This is a genomic window from Krasilnikovia sp. MM14-A1259 (assembly GCF_047159535.1).
GTDB lineage: Bacteria > Actinomycetota > Actinomycetes > Mycobacteriales > Micromonosporaceae > Actinoplanes.
Genome location: NZ_BAAGAJ010000004.1, coordinates 72,073 through 92,419, shown reverse-complemented (window position 1 = coordinate 92,419; position 20,347 = coordinate 72,073). Strand labels below are relative to the sequence as shown.

The 20,347-nt window shown below is 73.7% G+C and carries 20 protein-coding genes; 18 read left to right on the top strand and 2 right to left on the bottom strand.

Annotated elements, in window-relative coordinates; all coding sequences use genetic code 11:
- Positions 1–12 precede the first annotated feature (12 nt).
- The 8 genes from ACMCNK_RS36365 to ACMCNK_RS36330 all read left to right on the top strand — a co-directional run bounded on the left by ACMCNK_RS36365 (position 13) and on the right by ACMCNK_RS36330 (position 8,887).
- Positions 13–438: a hypothetical protein gene (locus ACMCNK_RS36365; protein ID WP_412741251.1), complete on the top strand. Its 426-nt coding sequence runs from the start codon at positions 13–15 to the stop codon at positions 436–438.
- Positions 438–1,640: a hypothetical protein gene (locus tag ACMCNK_RS36360; protein WP_412741250.1), complete on the top strand. Its 1,203-nt coding sequence runs from the start codon at positions 438–440 to the stop codon at positions 1,638–1,640. Before ACMCNK_RS36365 ends, ACMCNK_RS36360 begins: the two co-directional genes overlap by 1 nt.
- 91 nt (positions 1,641–1,731) lie before the next feature.
- Positions 1,732–3,699: an ATP-binding protein gene (locus ACMCNK_RS36355; RefSeq protein WP_412741249.1), complete on the top strand. Its 1,968-nt coding sequence runs from the start codon at positions 1,732–1,734 to the stop codon at positions 3,697–3,699.
- Positions 3,700–3,822: 123 nt separating this feature from the next.
- On the top strand, positions 3,823–6,219 hold the full coding sequence (locus tag ACMCNK_RS36350; protein WP_412741248.1) for a DNA translocase FtsK: 2,397 nt from the start codon (positions 3,823–3,825) through the stop codon (positions 6,217–6,219).
- Positions 6,220–6,303: 84 nt separating this feature from the next.
- Entirely contained in the window at positions 6,304–6,867 is a 564-nt protein-coding gene (locus ACMCNK_RS36345) for a DUF3307 domain-containing protein (protein WP_412741247.1), read from the top strand.
- A gap of 4 nt (positions 6,868–6,871) precedes the next feature.
- Positions 6,872–7,063: a hypothetical protein gene (locus ACMCNK_RS36340; protein ID WP_412741246.1), complete on the top strand. Its 192-nt coding sequence runs from the start codon at positions 6,872–6,874 to the stop codon at positions 7,061–7,063.
- Positions 7,056–7,286 (top strand): hypothetical protein, encoded by a 231-nt coding sequence (locus ACMCNK_RS36335; RefSeq protein ID WP_412741245.1) that lies wholly within the window; start codon positions 7,056–7,058, stop codon positions 7,284–7,286. The genes ACMCNK_RS36340 and ACMCNK_RS36335 overlap by 8 nt, the downstream gene beginning before the upstream one ends.
- Positions 7,286–8,887 (top strand): hypothetical protein, encoded by a 1,602-nt coding sequence (locus ACMCNK_RS36330; protein ID WP_412741244.1) that lies wholly within the window; start codon positions 7,286–7,288, stop codon positions 8,885–8,887. Before ACMCNK_RS36335 ends, ACMCNK_RS36330 begins: the two co-directional genes overlap by 1 nt.
- A 272-nt stretch (positions 8,888–9,159) precedes the next feature.
- Here ACMCNK_RS36330 and ACMCNK_RS36325 read toward each other — a convergent pair whose 3' ends face one another.
- On the bottom strand, positions 9,160–10,296 hold the full coding sequence (locus ACMCNK_RS36325; protein WP_412741243.1) for a ThiF family adenylyltransferase: 1,137 nt from the start codon (positions 10,294–10,296) through the stop codon (positions 9,160–9,162).
- 63 nt (positions 10,297–10,359) lie between these two features.
- Between ACMCNK_RS36325 and ACMCNK_RS36320 the strand changes: the two genes are divergently transcribed.
- Both ACMCNK_RS36320 and ACMCNK_RS36315 read left to right on the top strand, forming a co-directional pair.
- The gene (locus ACMCNK_RS36320) at positions 10,360–11,541 is read left to right on the top strand and encodes a protein-L-isoaspartate O-methyltransferase family protein (protein WP_412741242.1); all 1,182 of its coding nucleotides are present in this window, start codon (positions 10,360–10,362) and stop codon (positions 11,539–11,541) included.
- A gap of 217 nt (positions 11,542–11,758) precedes the next feature.
- Complete coding sequence (locus tag ACMCNK_RS36315) at positions 11,759–12,013, top strand: hypothetical protein (protein WP_412741241.1); 255 nt, start codon at positions 11,759–11,761, stop codon at positions 12,011–12,013.
- A 75-nt stretch (positions 12,014–12,088) separates the two neighbouring features.
- Here the strand turns inward: ACMCNK_RS36315 and ACMCNK_RS36310 are convergent, their stop codons facing one another.
- A complete protein-coding gene (locus tag ACMCNK_RS36310) occupies positions 12,089–12,994 on the bottom strand; it encodes a hypothetical protein (protein WP_412741240.1) in 906 nt (301 codons plus the stop codon).
- 150 nt (positions 12,995–13,144) lie between these two features.
- On the opposite strand from ACMCNK_RS36310, the gene ACMCNK_RS36305 reads away from it, so the two are divergent.
- The 8 genes from ACMCNK_RS36305 (at position 13,145) to ACMCNK_RS36270 (ending at position 20,343) form a co-directional block, all read left to right on the top strand.
- Complete coding sequence (locus ACMCNK_RS36305) at positions 13,145–13,705, top strand: helix-turn-helix domain-containing protein (protein ID WP_412741239.1); 561 nt, start codon at positions 13,145–13,147, stop codon at positions 13,703–13,705.
- Between the two features lie 267 nt (positions 13,706–13,972).
- Positions 13,973–14,899: a hypothetical protein gene (locus ACMCNK_RS36300; RefSeq protein WP_412741238.1), complete on the top strand. Its 927-nt coding sequence runs from the start codon at positions 13,973–13,975 to the stop codon at positions 14,897–14,899.
- Positions 14,900–15,016: 117 nt separating this feature from the next.
- Positions 15,017–16,135 (top strand): hypothetical protein, encoded by a 1,119-nt coding sequence (locus ACMCNK_RS36295; RefSeq protein WP_412741237.1) that lies wholly within the window; start codon positions 15,017–15,019, stop codon positions 16,133–16,135.
- A 66-nt stretch (positions 16,136–16,201) separates the two neighbouring features.
- Positions 16,202–16,738 carry a hypothetical protein gene (locus tag ACMCNK_RS36290; protein ID WP_412741236.1) on the top strand — a complete coding sequence of 179 codons (537 nt, stop codon included), beginning with the start codon at positions 16,202–16,204 and terminating at the stop codon, positions 16,736–16,738.
- Between the two features lie 408 nt (positions 16,739–17,146).
- A complete protein-coding gene (locus ACMCNK_RS36285) occupies positions 17,147–17,899 on the top strand; it encodes a hypothetical protein (RefSeq protein WP_412741235.1) in 753 nt (250 codons plus the stop codon).
- On the top strand, positions 17,896–19,458 hold the full coding sequence (locus tag ACMCNK_RS36280) for a DUF6884 domain-containing protein (protein WP_412741234.1): 1,563 nt from the start codon (positions 17,896–17,898) through the stop codon (positions 19,456–19,458). The genes ACMCNK_RS36285 and ACMCNK_RS36280 overlap by 4 nt, the downstream gene beginning before the upstream one ends.
- A 56-nt stretch (positions 19,459–19,514) precedes the next feature.
- Entirely contained in the window at positions 19,515–19,943 is a 429-nt protein-coding gene (locus ACMCNK_RS36275) for a hypothetical protein (protein ID WP_412741233.1), read from the top strand.
- 64 nt (positions 19,944–20,007) lie between these two features.
- Positions 20,008–20,343 (top strand): hypothetical protein, encoded by a 336-nt coding sequence (locus tag ACMCNK_RS36270; protein ID WP_412741232.1) that lies wholly within the window; start codon positions 20,008–20,010, stop codon positions 20,341–20,343.
- The last annotated feature ends 4 nt before the right edge of the window (positions 20,344–20,347 follow it).

The following is a 20,347-nucleotide window of genomic DNA, read 5'->3' as shown; positions in this document are numbered from 1 at the left end:
GAGGCACTTCTCATGTCCGGTGCACTGACCGTGCTGCTCGGCATCGCGTTCATCGCGCTGTCGCTGTTCTTCAAGTTCACACCCCGGCTGCGCGTTCTGGTCGGCCTGGTGGTCGGCGCGATGCTCGCCGGGGTCGTCACCCACTGGATCACCCACTGGTTCGCCCAGGGCGTCGGCGCCGTGTCCGGGCCAATCTCGCAGTCGATCGGGCAGAGCACCCACGCGGTCGAGGTGGCACTGCCGAGCGTGGTCGGGTTCGTCCTGGCCGTGATCGTGGTCGTCCACCTGCGCGGCAAGGGCGGCAAAGGCGGGGGCGGTAAGGGCGGCGGCGGCAAGGGCGGCGGCAAGGGCGGCCTGGCGCACGCCGCGCTGGTTTGCGCGGTGCTCCTGCCGATCGTGGTCACCTCGCTCGGCAGCGTGATCAGGAGCGTGTCCTGATGGACCCCGTCACCCTCTTCACCATCCTGGTCTGGCTGGCGGTCGCGAAGGGCGCCGTCTACATCCTGGAGGACGCCGCCTACGGCGTCGTGCGCGGCAAGCAGTCGCCTCGGCAGCGGGAACGGGCCGCGCACCAGGCCGCCGAACGCGCCGCGGCCGCGGCGGGGCAGCCGGCCCCACCACCGAGCGGCAACTGGGGCAGGACCAAGACCGCGGTCGGCGACTACCTGGCCGGGGTGGTCGAGGACGCCACCGCCACCGCCCGCTCACGTAAGCGCCGCGCGCAGGCCCGCCGTGCGGGCGCGCAGGCTACCGACGGTGTCTTTGTCGATCACGACGAGGACGGCTTCGTCGCCGACTGCGACATCTGCGGCTGGTGCTCGCGCCGGTTCCGGATCGAGGCCAACGCGCTCGCCGCCGGCCGGGAGCACACCCGCACCGAACACCCCGAGCAGTACCACCCGGACCCCACCCCGGACGAACCCACCGAGCAGCCGCAGGGCGCGGGTCAGGCAGCGCCGGACCCCGACGTGGTCGACATGGCCACCGTCCTGGCGTGCGGGCAGTGCCCGCGGGGCGTGATCCGCGAGGGCCAGTGCGACGGGTGCGGTCGGATCGTGCCGCAGGCCGGTGCGAGCGCGGGAGAACGTCCGCAGCTTCGGGTGATCCCCGGTGGCGCCAAGGCGACTCCCGCACCGGGCGGCACCCCCGCGTCCGCGCCGCAGCCGGCCGGAAGTGCGGCCCAGGCCGGCGGTACGACGCCGCCGGCCGACGACAGCGACCTGATGGCGCTGGTCGACGCCACCCAAGACTCCGGTGCCGGCACTCCGGCCGGCACCGGCCAGCACAACAGGAAAGGGAACACCACTGTGAACTTCGAGGCCATGGGCGCTGACGAGATCCGCGCGGCTTTCGCTGACGCGATCGCGGACGCCGACAACCACGCCAACGAGCTGGACGAGCTGGCCAAGGGCCTGGCCGCGGCCGCCGAGGACTACGCCAACCGGCAGATGGCTGCAACGACCGTCGAGGAGATCACCGAGGCGTCCGAGGCGGCGCAGGTCGCCGTCGCCCAGCTGCAGCAGGCCAAGGAGCACCTGGAGACGGCCCTGGCCGACTTCAACAAGCGCGACGGCGTCGTCGCCGACACCGTCACCGAGGTCGGCAACCTCGCCGACAGCACCGTCCTGGTCGGCAACTGAACCGGCTGGGTGAGGGGCACCGCCCGGGCCCCTCACCCAGCGTCTTTTTTCTCGCTTTTCGCCCTGGCCCATCCGGTTGCAGGAGGACGTCATGTCGAACACCCACAAGGGCCGCACGGTCGCCGAGATCCGGGCCCGGCGGGCCCGGCAAGCGGGCATGTTGTTCGTGGCCGCGGCCGCCTGCATCGTCCTGGCCCTGCGCTGGCTGGTCCGCCGGACCTGGCGGCGGGCGCTGCCGCTGTACTGGGTCGCCGCCGAGCTCGCCCTGGTGTGGCTGTCCGGCCCGCTCGGAATCCCGGCCGGCACGGTGGGCGTGGCCGCGCTGGCCATCCTGATCACCGCGCTGGTGTGGCCGGCCCGCAGCTGGACGGTCCGTGGCTGGCGGGCCGCGATCGCCGGGGTGCTCGGCGGCTTCGCCCTCGGCACTGTCGCCGCAGGCCCGCACGCGCTGGCCACGCACCCGTTCGTGACGGTGTTCCTGCCGCTGCTGTCCTCGATGGTGCTGGGCTGGCCGTGGTGGCACCACCTGCGGCACGCCACCGCGGCGCCGGCGGAGCCGGACGTCGGACCGCACCCGATGGCGCCGAGGGTCGACCCGCTCACCGAGCACTGGGCCGGCCGCTGGGACGCCGAGGTCGCCGGCGTGGGCGTGTGCGCCGACACCCGCGTCATCCGGGCCGTCGAGCCCCGCGCCGGGGTCACCGAGCTGCTGCTGCAGCTGATCCCCGGCCGCGGCGTGACCGCGGACGCGATCGTCAAGAAGGGCTCGGAGGTGGAGGTCTGCCTCGACCTCGACGCCAGCAGCGTCGGCTTCGCGCCCACGGTCAAGGCGTCACGGGTGCGGTGCTCGCTGACCCACACGTCGTACGTGACCAACGGCGTGGCCTGGACCGGCCCGACCTACCGCGACGGCCGCTGCGAGATCATCACCTACGTTGACGGGTCGCCCGGGATGTGGACGTTCAACCCGCCCGGCTTCGGCGCCAAGAACGGCCTGGTCGTCGGCACCACCGGCTCCGGCAAGAGCCGGGCGCTGGGCGTGCTGATCGCCAACCTGCTGCACGCCGGATGGATGGTCGTGGTCGGCGACAGCCAGCACGGCCAGTCGCTGCCGGCCTGGCGGGACAAGACCGAGTACCACGCCGGTCCGGACGCGGTGAACCTGGTGGTGCGCCGCTTCCACGCCGAGGCCATGCGCCGCTCGCGGTTGCTCGCCGACGCCGGCGTCGAGGTGTTCGACGAAAACGACCCCCGGGTCAAGAAGCTGGGCCTCAAGCGGATGGCCCTGGTCATCGACGAGTGCCAGCTCATCGCGATTCGCGGCAGCAAGATCGTGGAGCTGCTACAGGAGTGCGGCGAGACTGTCCGCAAGCTCGGCATGTCCCTCATCCTGGCCACCCAGCTGCCGCAGATGGCGTCGCTGGGCGGGTCGATGCGGCTGCGGGACGCCCTGGTCGGCGGTAACTGCCTGATCCTGCGGGTGTCCAACCGGGGCAGCGGCTCCACGATCCTGCCCGACGACTTCGTGGGCGATCCGTACAACATCAAGCCGGAGGACGAGCAGGGCCGGCCGACCGCCGGCATGGGCTACCTGCGCAACACCTTCAAGGTCGGCATGATCGGCCGGGTTCCGAAGCTGGACGAGACCGCCGCGGCCGCCGCGGCCCCGCGCGTCGAGGTGGTCTGGCAGGTCGGCCCGGTCGACCCGGCCAGCCCGATCATCATCGGGTCCGCCGCGGCCGCCACCCGGACCGCTCCCGCCACCGCCGCGGCGGCAGCCCCCGGCGGGCTGGTCAACAAGTGGGCGGTGAAGTTCGGGGTGGGCCGCGGCAAGACCGAGGCCCCCGCCGCACCGTCCAACAGCACCGAGTGGGTCATCGCCTGTCTGCAGGCCGGGCCCGCCTCGGCCAAGGCGCTGCTCGACCGCCCGGACTGCCCGGTCGGCAGCTCCCAGCTGTACGCGCTGCTCAAGACGCTCGCCGAGCGGGGGGCCATCGTGCGGCCCGCTGAGAACAACGGCGCCTACACCCTGCCCACGGTCGTCAGCGCCGGGCGCTGACCGCCGCGGTGACGGCTGGCTCTTCCCCGGCCGGCCGTCGCCGCGACCGCCAGCCCTCGCCCCCAAAGCCACAGCTCGACCCGCTGCCCGGACCTCGTGCTGCCCAGAAACGGAGACCGCCCGATGGCACGCCGCCGCAAGCCGCAGGAATCGAAACCCGAACCCGCCGCGTTCGGCCCGATCGCCCGCGCCGCCTGGCAGGGCATGAGCACCGGCACCGGCCGCGCCGTCCGCGGCGTCACGCCCCTGGCCGACGGCGCCGATCGGGGCGCCGGCCAGCCACACGACAGCCTCGGTACCGTGCTGCTGCTGGCCGGGCTGCTGCTGGCCGGGGCGATGTTCACCCACCCGGCCGGTGCCCCCGGCACGGCGCTCGCCGCGATCGCCGCCCTCGCGACCGGCATCGGCGGGATCCTCGCCTACGCCGCCCCGGCCGCCCTGATCTGGCTGGCCGTGCAGGTGCTGCGGCTGCCCGACGGCCTGGCCAGCCCGGCCCTGATCCGGCAGACCGGCGGAACCGCCCTGGCCGGCGCCGCCATCGCCGGCGTCGCCGAGCTGGCCGCCGGCGCGGGTGGGCTGCTGGGCCGGATCACCGGCACCGCGCCGGCGTCGCTGGTCACCGCCTGGGTGATGCTGCCGGTCCTGGTCCTCGCCGGCACCGCCGGGCTGATCACCGTCACCGGGTTCGCCATCCCCCGCCCCCGGCGCCGCGTCACGGTAACGGCCACCGACGCGCTGCTCGACGGCCTCGACGAGGATGAGCCGTTCCCGCTGCCGGCCACCCCGGCCGCGACCCCGGTCTCCCCCGCCGCGCCGGCCGCTCCCACCGCGGCGACCGCACCGGGCGTGTCCACCGGTCCAGCTGCCGCGCCCGGCCCGCGGCCACCGCGCCCAGCCGGCACGTCCGCCATGCCCGGCGCAGCCGCGCCGGTCGTGGTCGGCAACTGGCGGCTGCCGCCGGTGAGTCTGCTCGGCGCCGGTGACCCGCCGAAGGCACGCAGCGCCGCCAGCGACCAGGTCAAGGCCAAGCTGCAGGGCGTCCTCGAGGAGTTCAAAGTCAACGCCAGCGTGGGTGGCTACCGGCGCGGGCCGGCCGTGACCCGTTACGAGATCGCCATCGGCGCCGGTGTCAAGGTCGAGAAGGTCGTGGGCCTGCAGAAGAACTTCGCGCTGGCGCTGGGCACCCCGAACGTGCGGATACTCTCGCCGATCCCGGGCAAGAGCGCGGTCGGGGTGGAGGTCCCCAACAGCGACCCGGACACCGTCACCCTCGGCGACGTCATCGCCGCCTACGCCGCCTGGTCCAACCGCACCAGCCACCGGCTGCTCGTCGGCCTGGGCAAGGACGTCGACGGCCGCGCGATCGCCGTGGTGTTGGCCCAGATGCCGCACCTGCTCATCGCCGGCGCCACCGGCTCCGGGAAGTCGGCAGAGCTCAATGCGCTGCTGGTCAGCGTCCTGACCCGGGCCACGCCGGACGAGGTACGGCTGCTGCTGATCGACCCGAAACGCGTCGAGCTGGCCGCCTACAAGGGCCTGCCGCACCTGGTCATGCCGATCGTCACCAACCCCGCCAAGGCCGTCGACGCCCTGCAGTGGCTGGTCGCCGAGATGGAGCGCCGCTACGACCGGCTCGAGGCGGCCGAGGTGCGCAACATCGACGACTTCAACCACCAGGCCCGCAAAGCCGGCACCGAGACGCTGCCGTACCTGCTCGCGGTCGTCGACGAGCTCGCCGACCTGATGATGGTCTCCAAAGCCGCCGCCAAGGCCGCCAAAGCCGCCGGCGACGACGACGGTGAACCCACCGTCGAGGACCTCATCGTGCGGATCCTGCAGCTGGCCCGGGCCGCCGGCATCCACCTGGTCCTGGCCACCCAACGCCCGAGCGTGGACGTGGTCACCGGCCTGATCAAGGCCAACCTGCCCGTCCGGCTGGCGTTCGCCGTCGCGTCGCTGGCCGACTCGCGGGTCATCCTCGACACCCCCGGCGCGGAGAAGCTCCTCGGCCGCGGCGACGGCCTGTTCACCCCGGTCGGCGCGTCCACCCCGGTCCGGCTGCAGGGCGCCTGGGTCTCCGACGCCGAGATCGCCGCGGTGGTCGAGCACTGGCGCCGCCAGCAGCCCGCCACCGGCACCACCACCCCTGCCGCGGCCCCGGCCGACAACCAGACAGCAGCCCCCGCCCCGGCCGCGCCCGAGGCGCCGGAACCGGTGAGCACCGTCGACGCCGGCGCCGACCACGACGTGTTCCTGCAGGCCGTCGAACTGGTCGTGACCAGCCAGTTCGGCTCCACGTCGATGCTGCAGCGCAAGCTGCGCATCGGCTTCGCGAAAGCCGGTCGGCTGATGGACCTGATGCAGGACGCCCGGATCGTCGGCGCGTCCGAGGGTTCCAAGGCCCGCGACGTGCTGGTCAAGCCCGACGAGCTGCCGCAGATCCTCGCCCGGCTCGACACCGACAACGACACGGACGCGGGCACCAATGTCGTGCCGTTCCCGCAGCGGCAGCGCCGCTGACCTCCCCCTTTTCCTGCGCGGGCGGCCCGTACGCCCACGACAAGCCCCGGGCCGCCCACCACCTCACAGAGAGGCACCCCCATGATGACCGAGCCCACCATCGCCACCACGGCGATCACCGCCGTGGTGTTCGCCGGCTTGCTGACCGGGCACATGATCGGCGACCACCCGATGCAGCCCAACGCCATCGCCGCCGGCAAGGGCCGCCCGGCCGACGAACGGCTCGCCGCCGGCGTGCACCCGTGGACCGGCTGGATCCACTGCCTGGCCCACGTGTCCACCTATCTGGCCTGCCAGGCCGCCGCGATGGTGCTGCTCGCCCTGGTCGTGCCGCTGACGCGCCCTGGCTTCGTCGCAGCCCTCGCGGTCAGCGGCGCGACCCACGCCGTCATCGACCGGCGATGGATCGTGCGGAAAGTCGTGGCTCTGCACGGCGGCACGAGCTGGTCGGAGTTCAACTATCACGTCGATCAATCACTGCACTACGCCGCGATGCTGCTCGCCGCCGTCGCCGCCGCCCGCGCCACTACCGGCCTGTCCGCGGCCGTCGTCACCGCGGCCGCCGCCGCGCTGATCCCGGCCGCCCTGGCCGTCGAGCGCCACCAGGGACGCCGCGCGGCCGCCCGGACCACCAGCCGGGGAGCGTGACGGGATGCAGCGCGCCACCACGCTGACCGTGGTCCGCCACGACGACACGGTCCAGGAGTACACCGACGTGCGGTACACACTGACCCGGGCCGGGCTGCAGATCCTGACCGGCACCGGCGACGAGGTGCACGTCGACGCGCACGACGTGCTGACCACCCACGCCACCGCGCAGCAGAGCGAGCCGGGCGATGCCTGACCCCGGCGAACCCGCCAGCCTCCCGGACCCGCAGCGGGACCGGGCCGTGCTGGCCGTGTACGAGTGCCCGGCCGGCGGGCTGTGCGACTGCAAGCACCAGCCCAGCAGGCAGGGCCGGCTTCCCCGCTGCCCCCGCTGCGGCTGCAGCTGCCCGCTGCCGGACCCCGACACCGCCCTGGGCGACCCCGACGCCTGCCCCTGCTGCCACGACAGGACCAGCTGATGACCACCGTGATCGACGCCGTCGGCCCGGAACAGATCCGGGCCGGCTTCACCGCCGCCGCGGCCACCAGCGAGACGCAGGCCGCCGAGATCGCCGGCATGGCCGCGGTGCTGGCCAAGGCCGCTGACCTGTTCGAGACCCAGGCGATGGCCGCCACCACCCTGGCTCCCCTCCGCGACGCGGCCACCGCGCTGGCCGGTGCCCGCCGTCACCTCGACACCGCCGGTGAGCACCTGCACGCCGCCCTCGCCGACTTCAACGCCCGCGACGGCCGCGTCGCCGACGCCGTCGCCGACACCGGCAACCTCATGCGACCCGGCAGCGAGACCGAGACGTTCACTCTCGGTGCCGGTCCGGCAACGCTGGCACAATCCACACAGGCGGGTGGCCACCAAGCACCCGATCCCGAACGGCAGGAGGAATCAATGGCCACGGCCGAGCAGGGCAACAAGTCACCAGTGGCCGAGCCGGTAAGGTCCGCCGGCCGCAGCGTCGACGGCTACTACCAGTGCGACAACTGCCGCTACGTGGTGGGCCCGCGGCAGCAGCAGCCCGGCGGCTGCCCGAGCTGCCAGCACAGGCCCGCGACGTTCACGCCGACCGAGACGTTCTTTCCCGACCGGCCCAGCGACGCCGCGATCAAGGCCGACACCCGCGAGCTGGAGGCCGAGATCCGCGCCGCCTACGGGCGGCTGGCCCGCGAAGACGGTGACGGCGTGCCGCTGGCCGACCTGCGCGACGCGCTGCCCGCGCACTTCGACCGGGAGAGCGTCGACGCCGCGCTGTTCAAGCTCTGCGGCCACAGCGACGTCTCCATCACCCCGCACACCGACCAGCAGCAGGCGGGCGAGCGCACCCAGCACGCGGCCCTGGCCCTGGGCGGCGGCTACCAGCACACGATCCGGATCTACCGCAACCGGAACCTGGCCGACACCCTGCAGCGGATCCGCTCCACCGACCAGGTGCAGGCCGAGTCCATGCTCGCCCCGCTGTCCGACCGCGACGTCGCCTACCTGGCCGAGCGCATGGACGTCGACACCAGCGGCAGCCCCGCCCAGCTGCGCGAGCGGGTCGCCGCCCGCGCCGAGCACAACCATCGGGCGTGGCTGGCCGACGCCGAGCAGGGCCGCCTCGACGGCACCCTGCTGTACCGGGCGGACAACGAGCCCGAATGGGTCGCCTCCTGGACCGACGACGACCGGCGAAAGGTCGCCGCGGCCGCCGCCCGGCTGCAGCACCGCGCCGCCACCGAGGACAACTGGGCGTTCGTCAAGGACCGCGCCGACCGGTGGGCCAACCCGCAGCCGACCAGCTCGGCCGCCGCCACCTCGTACGCCGGCGAACAGGCAGCCGCATCGGCGGAAGCCGCGGTCAGCCTACTGAACCAGATCCGCGAGCAGACCCGCGCCGGCGACGGCGGCCAGTACACCGAGGCCGGCGTCGCGCAGCTGCTCGCCGGCCTGCGCAATGCGGACCTGCACGCGGTCGGCAAGGAGCTCGGCATGACCACGTTGCGCGGCAACCGCGACCAGATGATCCGGCAGATCTTCGACCGGATGATCGGCTCGGTCCGCCGGCATCAGGGCCTACGGCTGCGGTAGCCGGCACCAACCCTGACGCGATGAAGCCCCGACCTTCTTGGGTCGGGGCTTCATCGCGTCAGGGCAGGCCACACCGCTACGCGCCGGAACGGCGAGCCTCAACCCCCGCCCGTCCAGGAGGGCTGCGCGGCTCGTCGGCGTGCTTGTCGGGTGTGCTGGTCAGTCGCCGGACGGGTTGCCGTCAGGGTTGCTCAGGGTGCCGGTGTCGGTTTCGGGCAGGGGCCGGATCACCGGCGCGGGCAGGGCGGGCGGGGTCTGCTGCTGATCGGTGCTCATGTGGGGTTCCTTCCTGGTGTTGGCGGCGGGCCGCCGGGGTGGTTGCCGCACGCGGGGCAGTCGGCCCGCTGCGGCGTGCTGTGGTGCACCGGTGTCGCGGCCGGGTTGAGCAGGTTGATCGTGTAGACGGTGCCGTGGTGCAGGGCGGGGATACCGGTGAGCAGGGAGATCGCCAGGTGCGCGGCGAGGTGGCCGGACATCCCGGCGGAGACGGCGTTGACCGCGTTGGGGTGCACGGCGGCCGCCGCGGTGTCGGCGCCGACGGCCCGGATGGCGCGGTGCCGGTCGGCCTCGACGGTACGGACGCATTCCCAGCACGCGGAGGTGCCGGGCGTGTAGGCGCTGGCCTGCACGAGGGGTCCGTGGTAGCCGGCGTCGACCCACGCGGTGCCCGCCTGCAGACAGCCCCGGTTCACCCGGATCCGCAGGTCGCGCGGGGTGTCCGCGCACAGCAGCAGCACGTCCGCGGCGGCGGCGAGCGCCGCGACCTCGGCGGGCAGCTCGACGCGGCGGGCCTCGACGTCGACCGCGATGTCGCGGTTGAGCGAGCGCAGCCGGGCCGCGGCGACCTCCGTCTTCGGCTGGCCGACGTCGGCCTCGGTGTAGAGCACCTGTCGGCCGAGGTTGGACAACTCGACGTGGTCGCCGTCGACCAGGACCAGCCGGCCGACCCCGGACGCGGCCAGGGCGGTGGCCGCCGCGGCGCCGGTGCCGCCCACGCCGAGGACCACGGCGGTGCTGGCGCGCAGCCGGGCCTGCGCCGCCCACGGCTGTACCCCGGGCCGCGGGTCCATCCAGCGCAGCAGACGGCGGCCGCGGTCGTGGCGGATCCGGTCCCGGCTGGTCACCGCGGCCGGGGCGGCCGCGCCGGCGTCTTCCAGGTGCGGGGAGGCGCACAGGGTGTCCAGCCAGGACTCCAGCCACTGCGGGTCCAGGTCCGGGTGCACGCCACGGACCGTGGTGAGGATGTCGTGCGGGCTGCGGGTGCCGTCCGCGGCGCCCAGCATCGTCCACACCGCGCCGGTCGGGTCCTCGAGTTCGGCTGCGGCGCCGTACGCCACGCCGCCGATCCGGATCCGGGCGCCGGCGGTCCGGTACGGGGTGTGCTCGGGCTTGACCTGCGGGCGCTGCACCATCTGCACCTTTCACGCCGTCGTGGCTCTCCGTTGTAGACCCGTGACCGATAGCGTAGGCCCGTGGACTCCTCCCTCGACTTGCGTGCGGCGCTCGTCGCCAAGTTGACCGCCGCCGATGTCATCCGGTCGGCCGCCGTCACGGACGCGTTCTTGTCGGTGCCGCGGGAGGACTTCGTGCCCGAGATCGCCGCGCGCCGTGGGCTGGCCGCGGTGTACGCGGACGTGTCGCTGATCGTGCAGGAGCGCGACGGCGCGCCGACCAGCTCGTCGAGCCAGCCGTGGATCATGGCGGAGATGCTGGAGGCCCTCGACGTTCGCGACGGCCACCGGGTGCTGGAGATCGGGCTCGGGACCGGCTACAACGCGGGCCTGCTGTCCCGCCTGGTCGGCGCCGCTGGCCGGGTCACGTCCGTCGACATCGACCCCGGCCTCGTCGCCGACGCCACCGCGGCGCTCAAGGCCGGCGGGTACCCGGTGGCGACTGCCGTGGCCGACGGCCGGGCGCCCATCGACGGCGGCCCGTTCGACCGGATCATCGTGACCGCCTCCACCGACCACGTGCCCGACCACTGGTGCGCGCAGCTCGTCCCCGGCGGGCTGCTGATCGTGCCGCTGCGCGTCAGCGCCCTGCAGATCATCGCCGTGTTGCAGCGCACCCCGGCGGGGCTGCGCAGTGTTGCCCTGATCCCGGGCGGGTTCATGCCGCTGCGCGACGACGTCGCCGCGCCGGTCGACGCGGTCGCGTCGCTCACCATCCGCCAGGCCCTGCCCGGCACCCCTCTGATCGACATGCAGGCGTACGGGGCCGGGATCGTCACCTGCACCGTCGCGGCCCGCCGCGCTCTGCCCGGCCGCCTGCTGCAGGGCCCGACGGCCACCGCCGAGGTCGGGCCGTTGCCCGCCTGGCCCGCGGTGTGGAACCTGCTGCTCGGCACCGACTACGCCGAGCAGATCGCCGTCTACGGCGGGCCCGGCGCCGGCACCCGGTTCGGGCTGATCGAGCCCGAGACCGGTGCCTGCACGCTGCTGCACGCCCACCGTGACGGCGGCCGGCCCGACTGGGTCGTGACCACGGTCGAGTCCTACGGGCCCGCCGAGCACAGCCAGGCCGAGGTGCTGCGCCGGGTGAACGAGTTCGCCGCGTCCGGGATCACCTCGCTCGACCAGCTCGGCATCGAGGTCACCGACGCCGGCCGTCTGGTGATCGGCTGGCACGGGTTACCCGACCCGGACCGCCGCTGACACACCCCGTCGCACTGCCCACCCGGGCCGCTGCGGGCCATGCCGCTCGTCATCACCAGCGCGGGTCCGCCTCGCGCCTGCCCCGGGCTGGCCGCCCCGCAGCGGCTCCCGGTTTGCACCCTGCGGGGTACGCGACCGCGCACCCGCCCGGCGATAGTGGAGATCCGCGGTGATCACGACCCGCCGCGGCTGGTCAACGGGGGGAAGGGGCCGTCGGGTGCACATCACCTTGGTAGTGGGCAGTCCGTGGGAGCGCTGGATCCTGATCGCGGCCCTCGTCGTCGCCGTCGCCTCGTCGATTGGTGTCGAGGCCGCGGAAGTCCTGCGGTCGCGCCGCCGGCCGCCGCGCTCGCCCGGCCTGCCGCATCCGGCGAACCGCGCCGCAGCTGCGGCGGGTGCCGATCGGCGCGCCAAACGCCGCGTACGGCAGCTCCAGCACGGCGCCCACGTCGGCGCGGCTCCACGCCGGTAGCTCCCCCGACGCGGGAAATCCACCCTGCCGGCCCGGGTTCTTAGCGGCATACCCGGGCGGGCGGTCACGATGCCGTCACACGATGTCGAGGTCAGATAGAGAAGACGCTGGTCGTCGCATGTGCGGGCACTGCGGCTGCAGCGGGGCGGTGAACGGGGTGCGGTGGGTACGGCCCATGGCCCGCCAGAAGCCGCGGGCCTCGTCGTACTGGGCGGTGGTGTACCAGGTGTAGCCGTCGGTGGGCAGGCCACCGGCGGTCAGGCAGGCGCTGACCAGCAGTGTTCCCAGGCCGACGCCCTCGTACGGGGCGTACGCGTTTACCTTGCACAGCAGACCGCGCCGGCACTGCGGGCAGGCCTGGTACCCGGCGCGGCCGATCACCTTGTCGTGCAGGTGCGCCTCCACCTGCCCGTAGTCGGCCACGGTGGCCGGCTCCCGGTATCGGATCTGCACCCCGGCCAGTTCGTCGCGGCGGCGGCGCCACGAGGAGCGCAGCCGACGCGGCTTACGCAGCCAGCGGGTGTTGTGCAGCGACGTCTGCAGCCAGCGGCGGGCCCGCGTCGCCATGCTCGGCTCGGAGAACCCGGCGGTGTCGCGCTGCGCCCGGCGCAGCAGCCGCTGCCGGGCGGCCGGGCGTACGTCGGCGTGGGCTCGACGGATCATGGCGATCGCCGTGTCGGCCAGTTCGGCCCCGCACGCGTAGCCGCCCGCGTAGTCGCTGTGCGGGTCGTCGCCCTGCGCGACGGCGTGGGCGGCGATCTCCCGGCACTGTCGGGCCGCCTCGGCGAGCCGGGAAAGGTCCGCGTCGAGTTTGACCAGAACGAGTTTGGCGTACAGGTTCACCTGTCGTTGCCGGGCGGCTCGTTGCTCCTCGCTGAGCGGCGCGGGCAGCTCGTCGTGGTCCCGGTCGATGTGGACGTTCATCCCGTAGGCCCAGACTTCTCGGGTGTCGTCCTCGCGTGTCTGCGGCAACGCATCCATGGCCGGCACCATAAGCGGCGCATCCGACAGTTTTGATGCGCGAGCCCAACCAACCGCCAAAGCATATTATGTCTTGTGATAGCATCGGGCCGTTTACCGACCTGCGGGACATCGCCCCGGGTCGCCCCGATCGACGGACAGGAGCGGGCGGTGAAGGACGAGACCCTCGGCGGGCGGCTCCGCCGGTGCCGCGTGGCACGCGACCTCACGCAGCGCGGGATCGCCGAGAAGTTGTTCGAGGCCGAGACCACGGATCGGGAGCAGACGCCGTCGTTGACCGAGGCGGCCCGGCGCATTGCCACCCTGACGGTCGCGGTGAGTCAGTACGAGGCCGGCCGGCGGCCCTCAGCGCGGGTGTTGCGGGTACTCGCCGACCTCTTCGAGGTCGACGTTGCCGAGCTCGCCGGGCTGCAGGTCCCCGGCAAGGCCGCTGAGGGCAACGGCGAGCCCGCCGACAAATCCGACGCGAGGACCGGCCCGCCCACGCTGCAGGAGCTCCGGACCCGGCGGGGCATGACGCAGGCCGAGGTCGCCCGAGCGCTGGGCATCACCCGCGCCGCGTACGCCTTTGTGGAACAGGGACGCAGCGGCCTGGCCGAGGCCCATGCGCCGATGCTGGCGCAGTTGCTGCGGGTGACCCCGCAGCGGCTGACCTTGGCACTACCGAAGCTGTCCGAGCCGACGGCCCCGGCCGACCGCGCCGGCGCGTAGCACCGACGCCGCGGCGGGTCAGCTCGAACCGGGTGCACGCCGGGGCCCGGCCCGCCGCCGTCAACATCTCTAGCGCCGGCCGGTAGTTCGGCGTCAAGTTCAGCGAAACGCATCGTCACCCCAGCCGCCGCGCCGCGGCCAGTCGGCTTCGCCGGTCATCCTCGCTCTCGAGGTCGGTCCACCCAACCCGCCGTCTATCGTCATGCATAATATGCTTTTAGATAGAGGACTGCGGGCGCGGCGACGCGCTGGCCAGGAAGGACGTCCATGACCGCCGCCGTGCACCGCCGCACCGCCGCCAGCCACGTCAACGAGCAGGTCGCGCATGACCCCATCGCCCCGGCGGCGTTGCGCGCCCGGTATGCCAAGCTGCGGGCCTTCGCCGGCGCCCGGCTGGGCGACCCGATCGAGCAGGCGCTGGCACGCCGGCGGATGCAGGACCTCGAGGGCCGCTATCCCGACATCGCCGCGGAGGCCACCGAGCCCGAGTGCATCGATCCGTGCAGTGAGGACGCCCGCAGCTGGGGGCATGTGGACGTCTCGGGATCGGCGGGGCTGGGCCGCATCCGCACCGACGTCGCGATCGCCATCATCACCGCGCACGACGTCGACACCACGCGGGTGGACTGGCGGCATCGTGGCGGTGATACCCGGCTGGCGTTCTACGGGCTGCGGCCGGTGGTCGAGCACCTCACCGCGAGCCTGCCCGGGGTGCTGCAGCGGCTGGACGCGGCCGCGCTGGCGGCGACGCGCCGGTACCGGGCGTGGCTACGGGTGGGCGAGGACAGCGAACCGGCCTGGCACGCCAGCATGTGCCGCTGGTGGCGGCGTGACTACCTCGCCAGCGCCGGCGCGGCGTACGCCGCGGAGCTGCGCCAGCTCGGCCGGCCCCGCGAGCTGGCCGCAGGGCCGCAGGAACCCGCGCCGGCCACGATGGGCCACCACAACGCGTACGAGATCGCCGGGCAGGACGTCCGGCTGCTGGAGCAGGCGCCGAGGCGGGCCGCGCACGCCGTGGTCGTGGCGACGCAGGCTGCGATCGCCGCCCACCGGCGCCGAGCGCTGACCGGCCACCCGGGACACCCGGTGCTCGAGCAGCCGCCGCGGCGCACGACCGCGACCACCCCGCCACCTGCAGACCCGTGCAATGGCGCAGGTAGCCCGCCAGGGACGCCGGAGCAGGGCCAGGCCTGACGGGGCTCACGTCCCGCGTCGCCACCGCCGCGAAAGACCGGATCAATCCTCTTCCCTTCCTATCGCAGGTCATATTATGGTTTATGATAGCGATCGGTTGGGGAGGCGACGGGGGTCATGGATCAGATTCCGAGCATCGGGCGGCGCCAGCTGTCGAGGCTGCTGCGCGAGGTCATGGATGACATGCCGTTGGACGGCGTCGAGATGTTCGGCCTGACGCATCCGCTCGGCAGTGCGGGTCCGGCCGTCGTGGTCGGCCCGCCGTCACCGCTGGCGGCCGGGCCGTGGCGGGCGCCCGACCCGCGCCGGGTACCCGCGATCCGGGGCATGATCAGCCACTGGCTCAAGATCGAGGGCCGCAACTTCTACCGGGCGATGATCGAGTCCGGTAGCCAGTCGCAAGGCGTCGACCGCAGCGCCTCGCTGAAGGACAACGTCGCCACGCTGGCCCACCAGGAGCACGCCCGGGTCGCCGACGGCTCGCTCTACTGGGTGAGCCCGGAGATGACGCAGCTGGCCATCCACGCGGGACGGCAGTTGCCGCGCCACGAGCTCCACCCCTACGACCCGCCGTCTGAGCGCGGCTTCATGGTCTTCGCCGAGCCGCTGGCGGCGTTCCCGTCGCAGTGGGGAACGTCGATCGAGATCGCCGCGGTCAGCTGGGGTCCGTGGGACGGCCCGACACCGCGGCCGCCCGCGTGGCACCCGGGCGGGGTGTGGTTCACCTTCTGGGCGGCGCAGCCGCACGCGCGCTACCTCCGTGAGTGCCGGCGGACCGCCGTCGAGTTGGGACTGGCTACCGCCGATCCGCTGCTGCCCGACAACGAGGCCGGCTGGCCTTTCGGGGAGCTGCCCCGCATCGAGTTCCCGCCCGACTCGACGGCCGCGTGGGCGCTGACGGTCCGCGCGGCGTGGCTGCTGATGCAGCAGCCCTTCGCGCAGACGACCCCGGCGGCAGCCCCGCCCACGCTGAAGCCCAAGCTGCGGCGCGCACGGGTCAGCACCGACGGTGTGCAGATCATCCGGATGCGGCCGCGTCAGCGCACCGGCACCGGCCCGGGCCGCACCAGCGGCTACCGGTGGACCCACCAGACCGAGGTCATCGGGCACTGGCGCCGCTACCACGTCGGCCGCGGCCGGACCCGGGTCGAGCACCGCTGGATCGATCCCTACTTCGCCGGACCCTCCGACGCGCCGCTACGCAAGATCGAAACCGTTCGCGTCTGGAACCGCTGACCGGCACCGCACCCGGGCCGCGACACGACGCGGCCCGGGACTCCCCCTTCTCGCCCTGGAGGTCGTGTGCCCATCCACCTGTCCGCCCCCGCGCACCGGCCCGGTGGCCCCGACGGGGACGGCTGGAACCGCCTGTCGCTCAACGCCCACATCGGCGCCGACCGGGCCCAGTGCGCGCTACGGCCACGCAGCTATCCGACGCTGGTCGAGTCGCAGGACACCCGCCGGGCGCGGTGGGGCGGGTACGGTCCGTGCGCCGCCACCGGCGAGTGCCTGGCCTGCCCGGTGCTGACCGCGGAGCCCCGCCGGCTCGACGTGCCCGGCGATCGGGTCCTGGTCCGGCTCAAGCCTGGGCGCCTGTACGGGGCGGGCCTCGGCGCGCAGGTCACCCCAGAGCAGCCGTTCGTGATGGACGATCCCGAGCGGGGATGGCAGGCCGGCGCCGAGCCGTGGAGCTGGCAGCAGCTCGCCCGCGTCCCGGGCTGGCAGGTTGGACGCCGTCACCACGACGCGCACGGCCCCGGGTTCTGGCTGCACCGCGCGCAACCGGTCCCCCGACAGCGAATGTCGATGGCGGTCGTTGACCAGCAGCGGCACACTTGATGTTGAGGCCGGCGCTTCCCCCGTGGCGCCGGCCTCAACGCTGCGATGTGGACGAGCAGCACCAGGCCGGCCACGACAGCGCCCGCGCGGATGACCGCCGAGCCACACCACACCGGCGCCCGGCCGACCGTCTCGACCGGACAGTCCCGGTCGACAGCCGCCCCACGGCACGAGCTCGTCGACCTGCGCCACTCGGCCGCCCACCGGCAGCGAGGGAGTGCGCGCTCCGCGGAGGAACACCGATTCGCGACCACCAGGTCCGCCCTGCCCCGACACCTTCCCCTTCTATCGCATTACATATTATGATCTGCGATAGGACATGTGAGATGCCGCGATGCGGCCTCCGGTCTGCAGCTGGACCGGAGGGCCGCACGAGCGCGGCTCGACCAGGGAAGAGGCACACGTTCGATGCAGCAGCAGGTCATGACCGCCGCCGGGCGCCGGCTGGCGTTCACCGCCACCCCGGATGAGTACGGCCGGGTCGTCTACCAGGTGGCCAAGGTGGGCGCGTTCACGGTCGAGCCCGACGCGTACTCCCGCGCCCCCGACGACGACACCGGGCGGCGGGTGTATCTGCGCTACGGCCGGGTCGACGGCCCGATCCCCTTCTACCGCGACCAGGACCTTCCCGACGCGCCGGTCGTGTGCACCGTCGTTCTCGCCGGCGGCGCCACGTTCGGCGTCGAGCGCCTGGACGAGCCTGGCGGGCGGTGGTTGTCGGTGTGCCGGGTCGGCGGCGCGGACGCCCCGGACGGCACCCGGCGACGGACCGCGGACATCGTGCGCGCCCTGGTCACCGACTGGCTGGCCCGCGACGACCACGAGGAGCTGCGCGGCTTCCACGCCTGGCACCTGGCCCCGTCGAGGATCGCCGATGCCGGGCACAACATCGACCGGCTCCATCGGGTGATCGCGCCGCGGATGAGCGAGCTGGCGGCCGAGTTCCACCGTCGTGGCCAGCAGCTCGCCATCCGCGGCGAGGCGCCGGCGGAGCCGGCGCAGTTCCCGGACCCGCAGACCCGTGACGGGCAGGCCATCCTCGCGCTGCACGCCGAGCTCGAGCGCCTGCGGCGGCAGCACCGGCGGCTGCACGCCGCCGACATCGCGGAGGTCGTGCAGCGGTGGCTCGGCGCGCTGGGCCTGCCCCTCGACGTCGCATGAGCACCACCGTGAAGAAGTCCCCGGACCTGCGGGTGACGCTGACCGACTGGACGTTCGTCCTGGCCAAACCCTTGCGGGGTACCGCCCGCGGGAGCTTGCACGTGGTGAGCTGGCGCCGGCCGGCGGCGGCGCTGTGCGAGGTCGCCGTCGTGAACGTCGCGCCCGACGGGGACAGCGGCGACGCGGACGACGGCGAGTGGTTCGCCGTGATGGTCGACCAGCAGGGGCCGGCGTTCCTCGCCGGGCACGCCCAGGTGGCGGAGGCGACCGAGGCGACCTGCCGCCGGTGCTGCTCGATCCTGCGACGCCTGCCGGTGCGCGCGTTCCCGCTCGTCGTGCAGCACACCGTCGCCCTGGCCGAGAACGCGCGGATCGACGCCGAGCGCGCGGAGGCGGCCCGGCTCGCCAAGCGCCTCGCCGCCCGTGTCAAACGCGCCGAGGCCGAACACGCCGCGGCGGTGGCCGCGCAGGTCGCCAGTCTGCGAGCGACCGCCGAGCAGATCGCGGCCGCCGGCGTCACCCCGGTCCCGGTCCGGCAGACGTGGCACGCCGCCGGCCGCCCCGCCCTCGCGCTGTACTACGGCCGCGACATCGACCCCGCGCGTCCCCTGCTGTCCCGGTTCTCCGCCGACGGGTGCCGGGTGTTCGACGCCGTCACCGGCGCCGCGGTGGCCCACTACGCCAGCGCCGTGCCGATGTGGCTGGCGCCCGCGACCGTGCTGTACGACGCCGATCAGCTCGCCGAGGCCCGCACGGCCGCCGCCCGCATCGAGGAAGACGTGGCCGCGTCCATCCGGACGCTCAAGGTCGAGCCCACCCCTGCCGTGCGGTACACGGCGCTGAACCACCAGCAGCAACTCGCGACGCAGCGCGGGCACGGCGCCCTGGCCCTGGCCCTGGCCGAGCGGGTCGCGGACCTGCAGGAGGCGTACGACGCCGCCCAGAGGGCGCGGGCCCAGCAGCGGGCCGAGGACCATGCCCGGATCATCGCCGAGCGGGCGGCCGCCGCGGACCCGCGCGAGGTCGTCGTCATTCCGTGCGGCAGCCGCAAATTGGACCGGCCGGCACCCGCGGGCGAAATGTACGTCGGCAGCTATCACCGGGCGTGCGCGCGGGCCGCGGCCACCCGCGGCGGGCGGGTGCTCATCATCTCGGCGAAGTTCGGGCTGCTGGACCCGTCGACCGTGATCGAGCCGTACGACCTGCGGATGGGCCAGCGGGGCAGCGTCACCGCGAAGCAGGTGCGCGAGCAGGCGGCCCGGCTGGGCGTCCTCGACGCGCCGCGGGTCACGGTGATGGCCGGCCGGGCGTACGTCGCCCTGGCCAGCCAGGCGTGGGGCCGAAACGTCGAGCAGCCGCTCGGCGGCACCCGCGGGATCGGACAGCAGATGGCCCGCCTGGCTCTCCTCGCGATCACCCCACGGAACGTGCGCGGCCGCGACTACGTGCCACCGCCCCCGCCCGCCGGGCCTCGCTTTCCCGGGCAGCTGGCCCTGTTCGATGTCGATGCGGCCGCAGTTCGGGGACGCAGGGCACCGCCCAATGAGGACCGATGCTGACCGGTGGCTTCCCGCCGCACCTGGACCGATCCCCTACTCATCGCAAGGAGCCCGACATGGGTCACTGGCCCGGCCGCGAGCCCTACCCCGGCACCGGCACCGGCGCCGACGGGTGCCGACGATCCGCGCAGAGAGACCGCGACCAAGCCGACGCCCTGCTCGACGGCAGCTCCCGGCGCCGGGCGCTGCTGGAGTCCGCCGAGCGCTGGCAGCAGCAGGCCGTCGACCTCGAGACCCAGACGTGGAGCACCCACACCGCGCCGGCCCCCGGCGACCGCGTGCGCGCCTGGGTGCCGTGCTGCCCCGGCCAGAGCGTCGCCCTGCAGCCGCCGGCCGACGACCGGCTGGTCCAGTGCCGCGCCTGCCACAGCACCTACCGGCTGTCCCTGGTCGACGAGCTCGACGGCGGCTGGGGCGCAGCTTGGACCGCCAATCCCCAGCTCGACGTCCTGATCACCCGCAAACACGGGGTGCAGCCCGCCTGACGGCCCTCGATCACCCTTCCCGTCTATCGCATTTCATATTATGATTTGCGATAGAGGAAGGAGCATGACGATGCCTGACGGCAACACCCCCGGCGCCACGTTCCCGGATGTCCTGCCGATCGCCTTGGAGATGGCGGTGCCGCTGCACATCGGGCGGCTACGCCACGTCGACGCCGCCCGCCGGATGGCCGAGGCGGCCGACGCGGCCACCGTGATCGGTTCGCACGGCGACGATCTGCAGTACGGCGGCAAGCACTGCGCCGACGCGTTCAACGCCCTCGCCCGCGGCCTCGCAATCGGCGCCTACCAGCCGGGCGGGATCACGTTCGCCGGGATGCACTGGTGCACGACCATCCACGAGGGATGCCCGCAGGCCCGGCCCACGGCGGGGAAGCGGTGACTCG